Origin of the sequence: Solwaraspora sp. WMMD791, assembly GCF_029581195.1 — a bacterium.
In the GTDB taxonomy this organism is placed as follows: Bacteria; Actinomycetota; Actinomycetes; order Mycobacteriales; family Micromonosporaceae; genus Micromonospora_E.
Map to the genome: position 1 here is coordinate 4,689,157 of NZ_CP120737.1, position 13,204 is coordinate 4,702,360.

10 protein-coding genes are annotated in these 13,204 nt (G+C 72.6%); 5 read left to right on the top strand and 5 right to left on the bottom strand.

Annotation, left to right across the window (positions count from 1 at the left end; genetic code table 11):
* Positions 1 to 36: 36 nt before the first annotated feature.
* On the bottom strand, positions 37 to 1,761 hold the full coding sequence (locus O7623_RS20850) for a GTPase (protein WP_282224695.1): 1,725 nt from the start codon (positions 1,759 to 1,761) through the stop codon (positions 37 to 39).
* Positions 1,758 to 3,581 carry an ABC transporter gene (locus tag O7623_RS20855; protein ID WP_282224696.1) on the bottom strand — a complete coding sequence of 608 codons (1,824 nt, stop codon included), beginning with the start codon at positions 3,579 to 3,581 and terminating at the stop codon, positions 1,758 to 1,760. The genes O7623_RS20850 and O7623_RS20855 overlap by 4 nt, the downstream gene beginning before the upstream one ends.
* A 254-nt stretch (positions 3,582 to 3,835) precedes the next feature.
* Here O7623_RS20855 and dnaK point away from each other — a divergent pair, with 254 nt between their 5' ends.
* From dnaK to O7623_RS20875, 4 genes are all read left to right on the top strand, one after another.
* Positions 3,836 to 5,737 carry a molecular chaperone DnaK gene (gene dnaK / locus O7623_RS20860; RefSeq protein WP_282224697.1) on the top strand — a complete coding sequence of 634 codons (1,902 nt, stop codon included), beginning with the start codon at positions 3,836 to 3,838 and terminating at the stop codon, positions 5,735 to 5,737.
* A gap of 66 nt (positions 5,738 to 5,803) precedes the next feature.
* On the top strand, positions 5,804 to 6,709 hold the full coding sequence (gene grpE, locus O7623_RS20865; RefSeq protein ID WP_282224698.1) for a nucleotide exchange factor GrpE: 906 nt from the start codon (positions 5,804 to 5,806) through the stop codon (positions 6,707 to 6,709).
* Between the two features lie 124 nt (positions 6,710 to 6,833).
* Positions 6,834 to 8,057, top strand: coding sequence for a molecular chaperone DnaJ (gene dnaJ / locus O7623_RS20870; protein ID WP_282224699.1), 1,224 nt, complete (start codon positions 6,834 to 6,836; stop codon positions 8,055 to 8,057).
* Between the two features lie 6 nt (positions 8,058 to 8,063).
* Entirely contained in the window at positions 8,064 to 8,522 is a 459-nt protein-coding gene (locus O7623_RS20875; RefSeq protein WP_282224700.1) for a MerR family transcriptional regulator, read from the top strand.
* Here O7623_RS20875 and O7623_RS20880 read toward each other — a convergent pair.
* Entirely contained in the window at positions 8,512 to 10,644 is a 2,133-nt protein-coding gene (locus tag O7623_RS20880) for an MMPL family transporter (protein WP_282224701.1), read from the bottom strand. The two genes, O7623_RS20875 and O7623_RS20880, sit on opposite strands and share 11 nt — an antisense overlap.
* Positions 10,645 to 10,719: 75 nt before the next feature.
* On the opposite strand from O7623_RS20880, the gene O7623_RS20885 reads away from it, so the two are divergent.
* Complete coding sequence (locus O7623_RS20885; protein ID WP_282224702.1) at positions 10,720 to 11,373, top strand: TetR family transcriptional regulator; 654 nt, start codon at positions 10,720 to 10,722, stop codon at positions 11,371 to 11,373.
* A 49-nt stretch (positions 11,374 to 11,422) separates the two neighbouring features.
* Here O7623_RS20885 and O7623_RS20890 read toward each other — a convergent pair whose 3' ends face one another.
* Positions 11,423 to 11,854, bottom strand: a complete 432-nt coding sequence (locus O7623_RS20890) for a hypothetical protein (RefSeq protein ID WP_282224703.1) — start codon at positions 11,852 to 11,854, stop codon at positions 11,423 to 11,425.
* A 130-nt stretch (positions 11,855 to 11,984) separates the two neighbouring features.
* Positions 11,985 to 13,202 carry a cation:proton antiporter gene (locus O7623_RS20895; protein ID WP_282224704.1) on the bottom strand — a complete coding sequence of 406 codons (1,218 nt, stop codon included), beginning with the start codon at positions 13,200 to 13,202 and terminating at the stop codon, positions 11,985 to 11,987.
* Between the last annotated feature and the right edge of the window lie 2 nt (positions 13,203 to 13,204).

Sequence of the window (13,204 nt, forward strand, 5' to 3'; positions counted from 1 at the left end):
CATGTCGGACACGCCTGGCGCCGTAACCGGGCCGGTTCAGCGACCTGACCGGGACCGGGCCTGGTCCAGGGCATCGCTGGCGTCGCTGTGAGCGGCCAGGACCGCGCGGACCGGGGTGACCACGTAGCGTCGGGCCACGTCGGCCACCGCGTCGTAGAGCCGGTCCTCGGCGCGTCGGCGGGCCCGCCGGGCCGCCCATCCGGTCACCGGCCGGATCAGCAGGCTGACCAGGATGCCGCCGAGCAGACCGCCGAGCAGCAGCACCGTCGGCACCGGCACCACCCCGACCGTCGGGTACTCCAGCGCCGGCAGACCCAGCACGCGGACGACGAAGCCGACGAGCAGCCAGCCGAGCCCGGCGGCCGCGGCGGCGGTCACCAGCCACTGCAGGGTGCCGACCGCCCGCCACCACAGCGGCCGGTCGACCGGGGCCAGATCGGCGGCACCGACGGCCCGGTCCAGCGCGTCGGGCAGGTCGGTGGTCTGCGAATGGGCGGCGGCGGTCACCGCCGCCGGCCAGGGTGCCGGTAGCCGGCTGCCGGCCTGCTCGGCGAGGGCGCGTACCGCCAGGTCGACCGCCGCGCGTTGGGCGGCGCTCGGCGGCGGCAACGACGTCACCGCCAGCGGTGCCGGCGGGTCGGTCGGGCCGTCGGGCGGCGCACCGGGCGGGCCGTCGGCCCGGCGGGAACCGAGCAGGTGCAGCCGCAGCAGCGGGTCGGGGCGCAGCCGGTGCCAGGCCCGGCTGATCGGCCAACCGGTCGCGGCGGCGGCCCGTTGCCGGTACGCCGATTCGACCGCCTGGGCGACCGTCGGAACGCCGGCGGCGTCGGCCAGCGCGGAGCTGAGCCGTCGGACGGTGCCTCGGCTGATCTCCTCCTCGGCGCGGCCCACCGGGCCGACCAGGTCGCCCAGGTCGTCGGTGACCGCGTCGAGGTCGCCGGCGAGCCGACGCAGCGCCGCCTGCCGTTCGGTCACCGTACGCTCCAGCCGCCCCCGCAGCTCGGCCATCGCGGCCGGGATCACCGCCGAGGTGGCCAGCAGCGGTACGCCGGCGAGTTCGTCGGTGTCCAGCAGTCGGCGCAGGTCGGCCATCAGCCGGGTGAGTTCGGACTGGTCGAGCCGGTCGGCCTGGTTGAGCACGACGACCGTGACGTCCCGGTTGCGGTGAAACTCCCGCAGGTAGCCACGGTGGATCACCCGGTCGGCGTACTTCTGCGGGTCGACCACCCAGATCACCAGGTCGACCAGGCCGAGCAGCCGGTCCACCTCCAGCCGGTGGCCGTACTCGACGGAGTCGAAGTCGGGCAGATCGAGCAGGACCAGGCCGTGCAGCCCGGCCTCGTCGGTACCGTCCAGGGCGCTCTCCCGGACGAAGCGGTGCCGGGGCAGTACGCCGACCCAGTCCAGCAACTCGCCGGCACCGTCGACCGGGCCCCAGACGCAGGCGTGGGCGTTGCCGGTGGTGGGCCGGCGCACACCGACGGGGGAGAGGTCCATCCCGGCGAGGGCGTTGAAGATGCTCGACTTGCCGCTGCCGGTCGCACCGGCCAGCGCCACCACGGTGTGCTCGCGGGACAGCGTCAGCCGGGCTCCGGCCCGCTCGACCAGGGTGCGGGCCGCGCCGAGCTGCGGGTCCGGGATCCGCCCGTCGGCGGCGCGCAGGAACCGGCCCAGCGCGGTGAGGCGGGCGACCAGTTGGTCGGCGTCGACGTGGGGTTCGCGGCGGACCGCGCCACGGACGCGGTCGACGAAGCCGGTCACGCGACCGCTCCCGGCAACGAGCCGGTGGCACCCGGCAGGGTGTCCGGGAGCCGGTACGGCGTACCGCGGTGCAGGCCGGCGCCGGTGCGCGCCCGCTCGACCTCGGCGGCGGCGGCGCGTAGCCGGTCACCGGGCCCGGTGTCGGGTCCGAGGATGCTCGTCGGCAGCCCGACCGCGTCGATCAGGTCGAGGTAGCGCCCGGCCTCGTCGTCGAGCAGGCTGCGGATCCGCTGGAGCAGACCGTCCCGGGACCGGTTGGCGAGGTTGCGGATGGCCTGGTCACCGAAGATCGCCTCGAGCACCTTCTGGGCGGCCACCGTGGTGCCACCGGCGGCGGCGACCTCCAGCCCGGTGGGGATGAACGCGGTCGACGCGAAGACGGCGACCATGACGGCCAGGCCGGTGGCGTTGACGGCGTACGCGGCGGTCCGGGCGACGAACCGCTTGTCGCCGGCCTCGGCGCGGACCAGCTCGAGCACGTCGCGTTGCCAGTCACGGACCAGGCGCTCGGCGCGTTCGGGCAGGTCGGCCGAGGGGCGGGCCAGCTCGGGGGTGAGCAGCGCGGCCCCGGCCGGGTGCGCCCGCCAGGCCAGCTGCGCGGCGTCGGCGCCGTCGGTGGCGGCCCCCCGGATCAACGTGACCAGCTGGGATTCGATGGCGCTGCGCAGCTGGCTGGCCGGGGCCGGTCGGCCGGTGACGACACTGACGACGCGGTCCCGCAGTCGACCGACCCGGGCCTCCAGCGAGCGGAACAGCTCGCCGGTGCCGACGAAGTCCTGCCAGCGGCCGAGCACCTCGCCGCGCAGCAGCCGGCCGTCCTGCACGGCCTGCTCCGCGCCGCGCGCGGCGGTGCGGTACGCCGACCGGACCCGGTCGGTCAGGGACTGGGCGGCGTCGAGCTGGTCGTCGGCGGCGGCGGCCAGCCCGTCGACGGCCGGTGCGAGGGCGCTCAGCGCGCCGTCGAGGGTCTGCCGGATCACCGCCGCCCGGGCGTTCGCGTCGCTGGCGAGCATGCCGAACCACTCCCGCAGTGGCGCGGTGACGATCTCCGGTAGCAGGCCCTGGCCGTCGACGACCGTTTCCGGCACCACGAAGATCGGTACGTCGTCGAGGTCGTTGTCGGCGAGCATCTCCCGCAGGTGGGCGGTGATCTCGTCGACCGCCTCGGGTGGTACGCGGTCCAGGGCGAGGGCGAGCATGGTGCCGCGCAGCTGGGCGGTCTGCAGCAGTTGCCAGGGGACCGCATCGGCGTACCGGGCGGCGGTGGTGACGAACAGCCACAGGTCCGCGGCGGCGAGCAGTTGTACGGCGAGCGCCCGGTTGGCGTCGACGACCGAGTCGATGTCCGGGGCGTCCAGGAAGGCCAGCCCGGGCAGCAGTGCCGGCGCGGCCACGAGTTGCAGCGCGTCGGGTGCGTCGGTGGGGCCGGCGGTACGGGTCAGGCCGGGCAGCAGGTCGCCCTGGCGGAACCAGGCGGTGTCGGCGGGGTGGCTGACCAGCACCGGCGAACGGGTCGTCGGGCGGAGCACCCCGGTGGCACTGACCCGGGCCTGGACCAGGCTGTTGACCAGGGTCGACTTGCCTGCTCCGGTGGAGCCACCGACCACCACCAGCAGCGGGGCGTCGAGCCGGGCGAGCCGGGGCAGCAGGTAGTCGTCGAGTTGGGCGATCAGCCCGGCACCGACGGCGCGGGCCTCCTCGGCGGAGGGCAGCGCCAGCGGGTACGCCGTCCCGCCGATAGCAGTGCGTAGTCGATTGAGTGCTCCGGGAAGTTCCGGTGCACTCGGGCTGGGCGCGGCCGGTCCACCCTGCGTGGTCACGGGTAGAGCGTGCCTGATCTATGCATGCCAGACAACCTGAACCGGCTCGGCGCGCCTGGTGATCTGATCGTGATTCATGGGCTCACCTGTGCTGTCGGTGCAGGTGGGAGCCATTATTGCGCGCCCCCGGCTCAACCTGACTTGACGGTGGCTGCGATCGTGGCAGTATTGAGTCAAGTCCACTCAACTTGTGGTGGGTGTACGGCGGGGCGGTGCCCCGGCACCTGCTCTACGAACGAAGCGAGGAAGCGACCATGGCACGTGCGGTCGGTATCGACCTGGGCACGACGAACTCCTGCGTCAGTGTGCTGGAGGGCGGTGAGCCCACCGTCATCGCCAACGCGGAAGGCTCCCGGACCACTCCCTCCATCGTCGCGTTCGCCCGCAACGGCGAGGTGCTCGTCGGCGAGGTCGCCAAGCGTCAGGCGGTGACCAACCCGGACCGGACCATCCGGTCGGTCAAGCGGGAGATCGGCACCAACTGGACCGTCGACATCGACGGCAAGAAGTACACGCCGCAGGAGATCTCCGCCCGTACCCTGATGAAGCTCAAGCGCGACGCCGAGGCGTACCTCGGCGAGCGGATCACCGACGCGGTGATCACCGTTCCGGCGTACTTCAACGACGCCCAGCGCCAGGCCACCAAGGAGGCCGGCGAGATCGCCGGGTTCAACGTGCTGCGGATCGTCAACGAGCCGACCGCCGCAGCCCTGGCGTACGGCCTGGACAAGGGCTCCAAGGAGCAGACCGTCCTGGTCTTCGACCTCGGCGGCGGCACCTTCGACGTCTCCCTGCTGGAGCTCGGCGAGGGTGTCATCGAGGTCAAGTCCACCAGCGGTGACAACCTGCTCGGTGGCGACGACTGGGACCAGCGGATCATCGACCACCTGGTGAAGACCTTCCGGGGCCAGCACGGCGTGGACCTGGCCCAGGACAAGATGGCCATGCAGCGCCTGCGGGAGGCCGCCGAGAAGGCCAAGATCGAGCTGTCCGCGGCCACCACGACCAGCATCAACCTGCCGTACATCACGGCCGGTCCGGCCGGTTCCGACGGTGCGCCGTCGGCGCCGCTGCACCTGGACGTGACCCTCACCCGGGCCGAGTTCCAGCGGATGACCCAGGATCTGCTGGACCGCTGCAAGGGCCCGTTCGAGCAGGCCATCAAGGACGCCGGGGTCAAGCTGGCCGACGTCGACCACGTGATCCTGGTCGGCGGCTCCACCCGGATGCCGGCCGTCTCCGAGCTGGTCAAGCAGCTCACCGGTCGGGAGCCGAACAAGGGCGTCAACCCCGACGAGGTGGTCGCGGTCGGTGCCGCGCTGCAGGCCGGCGTGCTCAAGGGCGAGGTCAAGGACGTCCTGCTGCTCGACGTGACCCCGCTGAGCCTGGGCATCGAGACCAAGGGCGGCATCTTCACCAAGCTGATCGAGCGCAACACCACGATCCCGACCAAGCGCTCCGAGGTCTTCACCACGGCCGACGACAACCAGCCGTCCGTACTGATCCAGGTCTTCCAGGGTGAGCGGGACATCGCGGCGTACAACAAGAAGCTCGGCACCTTCGAGCTGACCGGGCTGCCGCCGGCGCCGCGCGGGGTGCCGCAGGTCGAGGTCACCTTCGACATCGACGCCAACGGCATCGTCCACGTCAACGCCAAGGACCTGGGCACCGGCAAGGAGCAGTCGATGACGATCACCGGTGGCTCGGCGCTGCCGAAGGACGACATCGAGCGGATGATGCGCGACGCCCAGGACCACGCCGACGAGGACAAGCGGCGTCGGGAGGAGGCGGAGACCCGCAACCTGGCCGAGCAGCTGCAGTGGCAGACCGAGAAGTTCCTGGCCGAGAGCGGCGACAAGCTGTCGTCGGACTCGCGTGACCAGATGAACGAGGCGCTCGGCGAGCTGCGTGGCGCGTTGGCCGGCAGCGACATCGAGAAGATCAAGTCAGCGCACGAGAAGCTGGCCCAGGTCTCCCAGCAGGCCGGTTCGGCGCTCTACGCCCAGCAGGCCGAGCAGCAGGGGCAGCCGGGCGGTCCGGGCGCGGCCGGTCCGGGTGCGGCCGGGCCGGGTGCCGGTGCCGCCGGTGCACCGGGCGGCGCCGCCGGCCCGGACGACGTGGTCGACGCGGAGATCATCGAGGACGACAAGAAGTGACGTCGCGTCGCAACCGGGAACCAGCGATGATCTTCGTCGAAGCGTCGTACGGATCGAGGTAGTCGAATGACGGACACACCACGGGCCGCCGATCCGGCGGGCACCGGGCGACCAGCCGGTCGTTCGAGGTCGACCGGGCGCGGTGAGGGTGAGGCTCCGGAGCGTCTGGTGATCCGGGACCGGCGGCGGATCGATCCCACCGGCACGCGGACCCGAAGCGCTCGGCACGCGGCGGCCGAACCGGCCGACGCGGCGACTGCCACCGACCAACGCCCGGCCGGGCGGCACGCCCGGCCGGGCCCGGAGGAGGAGACCGTGAGCGGGAACGCCAACGGCAGCCCGGCCGACAGCCCGGCCGAGCCGGCCGCCGAGCCGACCGACCAGCCGCAGGAGTCCGGTTCCGGCCCGGCGACCCGACCGGACCCGACCGACGCCGCGACCGTCGACGAGCCGGTGACCGGGGAGATCGTCGAGACCGACGAGGCACCCGACACCGACCAGCCCGCCACGTCGGCCAGTGAGGCCGCCCCGCCGCTCGGCGCCGAACTGCAGGCGCTGCGGGCCGATCTCGACGAGCGCACCCGCGACCTGCAACGGGTGACCGCCGAGTACGCCAACTACCGCAAGCGGGTCGAGCGGGACAAGGGGCTGGCCTCGGAGCAGGCCACCGGGGCGGTGCTCGTCGCGCTGCTGCCGATCCTCGACGACCTGGACCGGGCCCGCGAGCACGGTGACCTGGTCGGTCCGTTCGGCACCGTCGCCGAGCAGCTCACCACGGCGCTCGGCAAGTTCGGGTTGACCCCGTTCGGGGAGAAGGGCGATCCGTTCGATCCGACCCGGCACGAGGCGGTCGCGCACCTGACCTCCGGCGAGGTCACCGAACCCACCTGCGTCGACGTGATGCGGCGGGGATACCTGCTCGGGGACCGGCTGCTGCGGGCGGCACTGGTCGCGGTCGCCGACCCCGAATGACCGCCGCCGGTCGGACACCGGCGCGCGCCATCGGCGGTGGGACGCGACTCGCGTCCCACCGCCGGGGCACCGTCAGCGGTTCGGGCACGCAGAAAAGTTCGGGGACGGACGGGAGGAGGACAGGGTGAGTTCCAAGGACTGGCTGGAAAAGGACTTCTACGCCGTGCTGGGGGTACCCAAGTCAGCCTCCACGGACGACATCAAGAAGGCGTACCGCAAGCTGGCCCGGGAACTGCACCCGGACCACAACCCCGGCAACACCGCCTCCGAGGAGCGGTTCAAAGCAGTCTCCGAGGCGTACACCGTGCTCGCCGACGACCGTAAGCGCAAGGAGTACGACGAGATGCGCTCGTTGTTCGGCTCCGGTGCGTTCCGTCGCGGTGCCCGTGGGGCCGGCGGCTTCGACCCGTCCGACCTGTTCGGCGGCGGTGGCTTCTCCGGGGCCGGCGCGGGCGGCGGGGACCGGCGCTTCGGTGGCGCGGGCTTCTCGGACATCTTCAGCTCGATCTTCTCCGGCGGCGGGGCCGGCGGGATGCGTGCCCGGGGGCCGGCCCGGGGGCGCGACGTCGAGGCCGAGGTGGTGCTGGACTTCGCGGCCGCCGTACGGGGGACCACGCTGCCGTTGAGCCTGCGCGCGCCCGGGGTCTGCGACACCTGTCAGGGCAACGGTGCCAAGCCTGGCACGGTGCCCCGCACCTGCCCGACCTGCGCCGGGACCGGGCTGACGACCCGCAACCAGGGGTCGTTCAGCTTTTCCGAGCCGTGCCGGGACTGCCAGGGCGTCGGCACGATCGTCGACGAGAAGTGCCCGGAGTGCCACGGCAGCGGCGGGGTGACGAAGACCCGGACGCTCAACGTCCGGTTCCCGCCCGGCGTCGCCGACGGGCAGCGGATCCGGCTGGCCGGCCGCGGTGAGCCCGGCGACCGGGGCGGACCCGCCGGTGACCTGTACGTACTGGTGAAGGTGCGCGGCGATGAACTCTTCGGGCGCTCCGGCGACGACCTGACCTTGACCGTGCCGATCACGTTCGCCGAGGCGGTCCTCGGCACCGACCTGCGGGTGCCGACCATGGACGGTGCGGTGACCCTGCGGGTGCAGCCCGGTACGCCGAGTGGCCGGACGCTGCGGGCGCGGGGCAAGGGTGTGCCGCGTCGGGACGGGACCGCCGGTGATCTTCTCGTCACCGTCGAGGTCGTCGTCCCGGCTACCGTTGACGAGTCGGCCACGGCGGCGTTGCGGACCTTCGCCGAGCACACGCCGGGGGCCGATCGGGAACGACTCGTCGCCCGGCTGCGTCGCAACGACAACGAGACCCCCGGGCAGCGACCAGCCACGGACAGGAGATGAGCGAGGGTGGAGGACGAACTGACGATCTCCTTCGAGGCCGCCTCCGACGCCAAGGTTCTGATCATTTCGGTGGCGGCCCGGATGGCCGGCATGCATCCGCAGACGCTGCGCCAGTACGACCGGCTCGGCCTGGTCCAGGCCGGTCGGGCCGCCGGTGGCGGTCGCCGGTACAGCGTCCGGGACGTGGTGCTGCTGCGGGAGGTGCAGCGGCTGAGCCAGGACGACGGGGTCAACCTCGCCGGTATCAAGCGGATCATCGGCCTGGAGCAGCTCGTCGGTGACCTGCAGCAGCAGGTGGCCGAGCTGCAGGCCGAGCTGGCCGCGGCGTACCAACGGATCGCCGAGCTGGAGTCGGTCGGGCCGTACCGGCGGGCGGACCTGGTGCCGACCAGCCGCACCTCGACCGCGCTGGTCGTCTGGCGACCACAGCGTGGTGACCGGGGCGGCCGTCCCGCTACCGGTTAGGCCGGCCCGGCCACCAGGCGTGGTGACCGAGCAGGCTGAGTACCGCCGGGGCGAGCACCACCCGGATCACCGTCGCGTCGATGATCACGGCGGTGGCCAGCCCGATGCCGATCATCTTGACCAGGGTGTCGTCGATCCAGACGAAGCTGAGGAAGACCACCGCCATGATGGTCGCGGCGGCGGTGATCACCCGACCGGTGCCGGCGAGCCCGGCTACCACGGCCGCGCCCGGATCGCCGCTGCGGCGGTACTCCTCCCGGATCGCCGACAGCAGGAACACCTCGTAGTCCATCGACAGCCCGAACAGCACCGCGAAGAGCAGCATCGGCACCACCGACATGATCGGCACCGGGCGGTCGACGCCGATCAGTGTCAGGCCCCACCCCCACTGGAAGACCATCACCAGCACCCCGTACGCGGTGCCGACGGAGAGCAGCGCCATCACCGCGGCCTTGACCGCGATCAGCGGGGCCCGGAACATCGCCACCAGCAGCAGCCCGGCCGCGACGATCACCGCGAACACCACCCAGGGAAGCCGGTCGGCGACCGCGTCCGCGATGTCGATCATGAACGCGGTGGTGCCGGCGATCAGCGCACCGGTGCCGTACCGGTCCAGGGCCGCCGGGGCGGTGTCGGACCTGATCCGGTGCACGAGATCGGCCACCCGGTCGTCCTGTGGCGCGTACCGGGGCACCACGCTGAGCAGCGCGATGTGGCCGTCCGTGCTGAGCTGGGCCGGGGTGACCAGTTCGACCGCCGGGTCGGCGACCAGCCGGCGGGTCAGGTCGTCGAGCGCGTCGGTGGTCCGCGCCGGGGACAGCCCGGCCGGCACCGGTACGGCGAGCACCAGCGGGCCGTTCCAGCCCGGCCCGAAGGCGGCGGCCACCCGGTCGTACGCCTGCCGCTGCGGCCAGTGCGCCGGCTGGTTGCCGTCGTCCGGAGTGCCCAGTCGCAACGTGAGCACCGGGGCGGTGACGATCAGCAGCGCCAGGGTGGCACCGATGGCGTACGCCCACCGGTGGCGGGTGACGTGCCGACCCCAGCGTGGCCAGCGGGAGCCGGCCGTCGGGTCGCCGGGGCGGCGGCGGATCCGGCCCGCGTCGACCCGCCGGCCGAGTAGACCGAGCACCGCCGGTAGCAGAGTCAGCGCCGCCAGCATGGTCGCGGTGACGGTCAGCGCGCCGGCCAGGCCCATCGCGCCGACGAACGGGATGCCGGTGAACAGCAGCCCGAGGATCGCGACCACGACCGTACCGCCGGCGAACAGCACCGCGTGCCCGGCGGTGCCGGTGGCCCGGCCGGCGGCGGTGACCGGGTCGGTGATCCCGTCGGCCAGCGCCGCGCGGAACCGGGTGACCACGAACAGCGCGTAGTCGATTCCGGCGCCGAGGCCGAGCATCACGGCGACGATCGGCGCCGAGCTGGGAACGTCCACCACGAGCGAGGCGATCAGCACCAGGGTGGTCCCGCAGGCGAGGCCGACCAGGGCGACCAGGATCGGCAGTCCGGCGGCGACCATCGAGCCGAAGGAGAGCAGCAGCACCACGGCGGCCGCGGCGAGGCCGACCAGTTCGGCGGTTCCGGTGGTCGGCTCGAACGCCACGTCGATGACGAGCCCTCGGAAGTCGACGTCGACACCGGCGGCGCGGGCCGGTGCCACCGCCGCGTCGAGCCGCTGGTACGCCGTTGGCCCCAGGTCGCCGGCGTGCCGGTCGTAGCGGACGGTGCTGGTGGCGGTGCGACCGTCCGGGCTGAGTAGGCCGCCGGAGCCGGGGTTTTCGGCGTCGGGCAACGGGTTGCCGGCGTCGACGACCGACGGTTGCCGGCGGATCGCGGCGACGGCGGCGGCGATCGCGGCGGCCCGGTCGGCCCGGTGCAGGTCGCCTTCGGCGGCGTGCCAGACGATCTCGGCGCTCTCCGCGCCGTACGCCGGGAAGTGCTGCTGGATGAGGTCGGCGGCCCGCTGTGACTCGGTGCCGGGGACCCGGAAGTCGTTGGCGAAGCCGCCGCCGGTGAGTTGGCCGATGCCGGCGAGGGCGACGGCGACGAGCAGCCAGGCGGCGATGGTGTGCCAGGGGCGGCCGGCGCAGGCCCGGCCGAGTCGTTCCAGCATGCGTTCCATGACACCAGCATGACTGCATTGAGTGCAAAATTGCAACGAGTGAAGTTGTCTGAGGTCTGGGCGTAAGGTGTCTGCATGCCGACCGAACCGGGCCTGCGGGAGCGCAAGAAGGAACGCACCCGGGCGGCACTTGTCGACGCGGCGGCGGACCTGTTCGACCGGAAGGGCTACGACGAGACGACCGTCGCCGAGATCGCCGCCGCCGCCGAGGTCTCCACCCGGACCTTCTTCAGCTACTTCCGGACCAAGGAGGAGGTCCTCTTCGCCGACAACGCCGAACGCCTGCGCATCGCGCAGGCCGAGATCCGGCTCCGGCACCCCGGCGAAGGCCCGGCCGACGTGCTGCTGCGTACCGCCCAGCGGATCTTCGCCACCAGCACCTTCTCCAACGAGCTGTTCGCCCGGCTCGCGCCGGTCCGGGTCCGGTTGATCCTGGCCAGCCCGGCGCTGCAGGGCTACGCGCTGCGCCTGCTGCTCAGCGGGCAGACCGACCTGGCCCGCGGGCTGCGGGAAGCCTTCCCAGACGATCTCGACGAGGTCACCGCCGCCGCGATGGTGGGTTCGTTCATCGGGGCCCTGGTCGCGGTGATGATGCAGCTCCTCGCCGAACTACCCGACCCGGAGCGGGCCATCCTCGTCGACCAGGAGCAGCTGCTGGCCGGACTGCAACGTGGGATGCAGGTCGCCGTCGCTGGCCTCGCCGCCGCCGGTCCGCCACCCGCGCCGTGACCGAGCCGCTGCCGGAACGCCACCCGCGCCGTGACCCTTCAGGGGGTGCTCAGCTGAGCCGGCGGGACTTGCGGACCAGGCCGCCCTCACACCAGTCGTGATAGTCGAACAGCTGCGGCTTGGCCAGCAGCACCCGGGTGTTGTGCGCCCAGGTCGCCATCAGCTCGTCGCCCTGCTGCTCGGCCTGCTCGACGAGCCGGCGCAGCCGCCGCTTCGGATGCGCCCGGAAATTGGTGCGGATCCCGTCGGCGGCGTAGATGTAGAGGCAGTGCAGCGCGAACCGACGGGCCGGGCAGGTCGGATCCATCGCGAGGTCGAACAGGGTGGTCACCAACCGGTCGCCGGAGACCAGCAGATCCCAGTCCTGCGGCATGGACTGCAGCGGCACCGAGTCTGGCTGGTACGCCCAGGCACGCAGCTCGGCGGGCGCCGGGTCCACCGGATTGGCGAAGCCGCGGAACGCCGACTCCTGCACGCTCAACGGGGTGCCCTCCCGTCCGCGGCCAGCGGGGCGCTGCCGGCCCCGGGCCTGTCACTAGCTACTGCCGCGCCACCGTAGCGTGTCGGAGGGTGATCACGGAAGTCCTGCAGCGTGCCATTCATGAGGTTGACTAGTGTCCTCCCGCCTCCGCAGCGTGATGGTCGCTGGCCGTACCGGGTCTCGGACGTCGCCGTACCCGCCGCTTGAACCAGCGGGTGTCCGGCACCCGCGCCAGCACCGGCCCGCTGACGACGGTGATCAGCACGTACGCCGTGGCCAGTGGAGCGAGCGCCGGCTCCACGCTCGAACTGGCCACCGCCAGACCGGCGATCACGATCGAGAACTCGCCCCGTGGGGTCAGGGCCAGCCCGGCCCGCCACCGCCCGGGTGCGGCGATACCGGCCCGGCGGGCGGCCAGGTAGCCGGTGACCACCTTGGTGCCCATCGTCGCCACCGCCAGCCCGAGGGCCGGCAGCAGCACCGGCGGGATGTCCCGGGGATCGGTCACCAGACCGAAGAAGACGAAGAACACGGCGGCGAACACGTCACGCAGCGGTGTCAGCAGCTCGGTGGCGCTGTGTGCCACCGGCCCGGACAGCGCGATGCCGACCAGGAACGCGCCGACCGCCGCCGAGACCTGCAACTCGGCGGCCAGACCGGCGATCAGCAGGGTCAATCCGAGTACGCCGAGCAGCAGTGCCTCCGGGTCGCGTACCGACAGCAGCGCGGAGATCTGGTGGCCGAACCGGACCGCGACCAGCAGCACGACGGTGACCGTGCCGACCGCCACCGCGACCGCCACGCTGCCGGCGGCCAATCCGGCGCCGATCAGCACCGCGCTGAGTACCGGCAGGTAGAACGCCATCGCCAGGTCCTCGACGACCAGGATCGACAGGATCACCGGCGTCTCCCGGTTGCCCAGCCGGCCCAGGTCGCCGAGGAGTTTGGCGACCACCCCAGACGAGGAGATCCAGGTGATCCCGGCGAGCACCAGCGCGGCGGTCGGCCCCCAGCCGAGCAGCAGCGCGAACGCCGCGCCCGGCAGCGCGTTCAGTAGCGCGTCGATCAGACCGGCCGGCGCGGCCCGGCGCAGGTTGCCGATCAGTTCGGCGGCGGAGTACTCCAGCCCGAGCATCACCAGCAGCAGTACGACGCCGATCTCGGCACCGACGGCGAAGAAATCCTGGATGTCGTGCAGCGGGAGCAACCCACCGTGCCCGAACAGCAGGCCGGCAAGCAGGTAGAGCGGGATCGGTGACAGTCCGTAGCGGCGGGAGAGTCGGCTCAACAGGCCGAGAAGGAGCAACAGCGCGCCAAGTTCGATCAGCAGCAGGGCGCTGTCGTGCATCG

What these genes read in the sequence shown, in the direction of transcription:
- dnaK (WP_282224697.1), top strand. Translation starts at nt 3,836, where the DNA reads ATGGCACGTGCGGTCGGTATCGACCTGGGCACGACGAACTCCTGCGTC.
- grpE (WP_282224698.1), top strand. Translation starts at nt 5,804, where the DNA reads ATGACGGACACACCACGGGCCGCCGATCCGGCGGGCACCGGGCGACCA.
- O7623_RS20880 (WP_282224701.1), bottom strand. Translation starts at nt 10,644, where the DNA reads ATGGAACGCATGCTGGAACGACTCGGCCGGGCCTGCGCCGGCCGCCCC.
- O7623_RS20885 (WP_282224702.1), top strand. Translation starts at nt 10,720, where the DNA reads ATGCCGACCGAACCGGGCCTGCGGGAGCGCAAGAAGGAACGCACCCGG.
- O7623_RS20895 (WP_282224704.1), bottom strand. Translation starts at nt 13,202, where the DNA reads ATGCACGACAGCGCCCTGCTGCTGATCGAACTTGGCGCGCTGTTGCTC.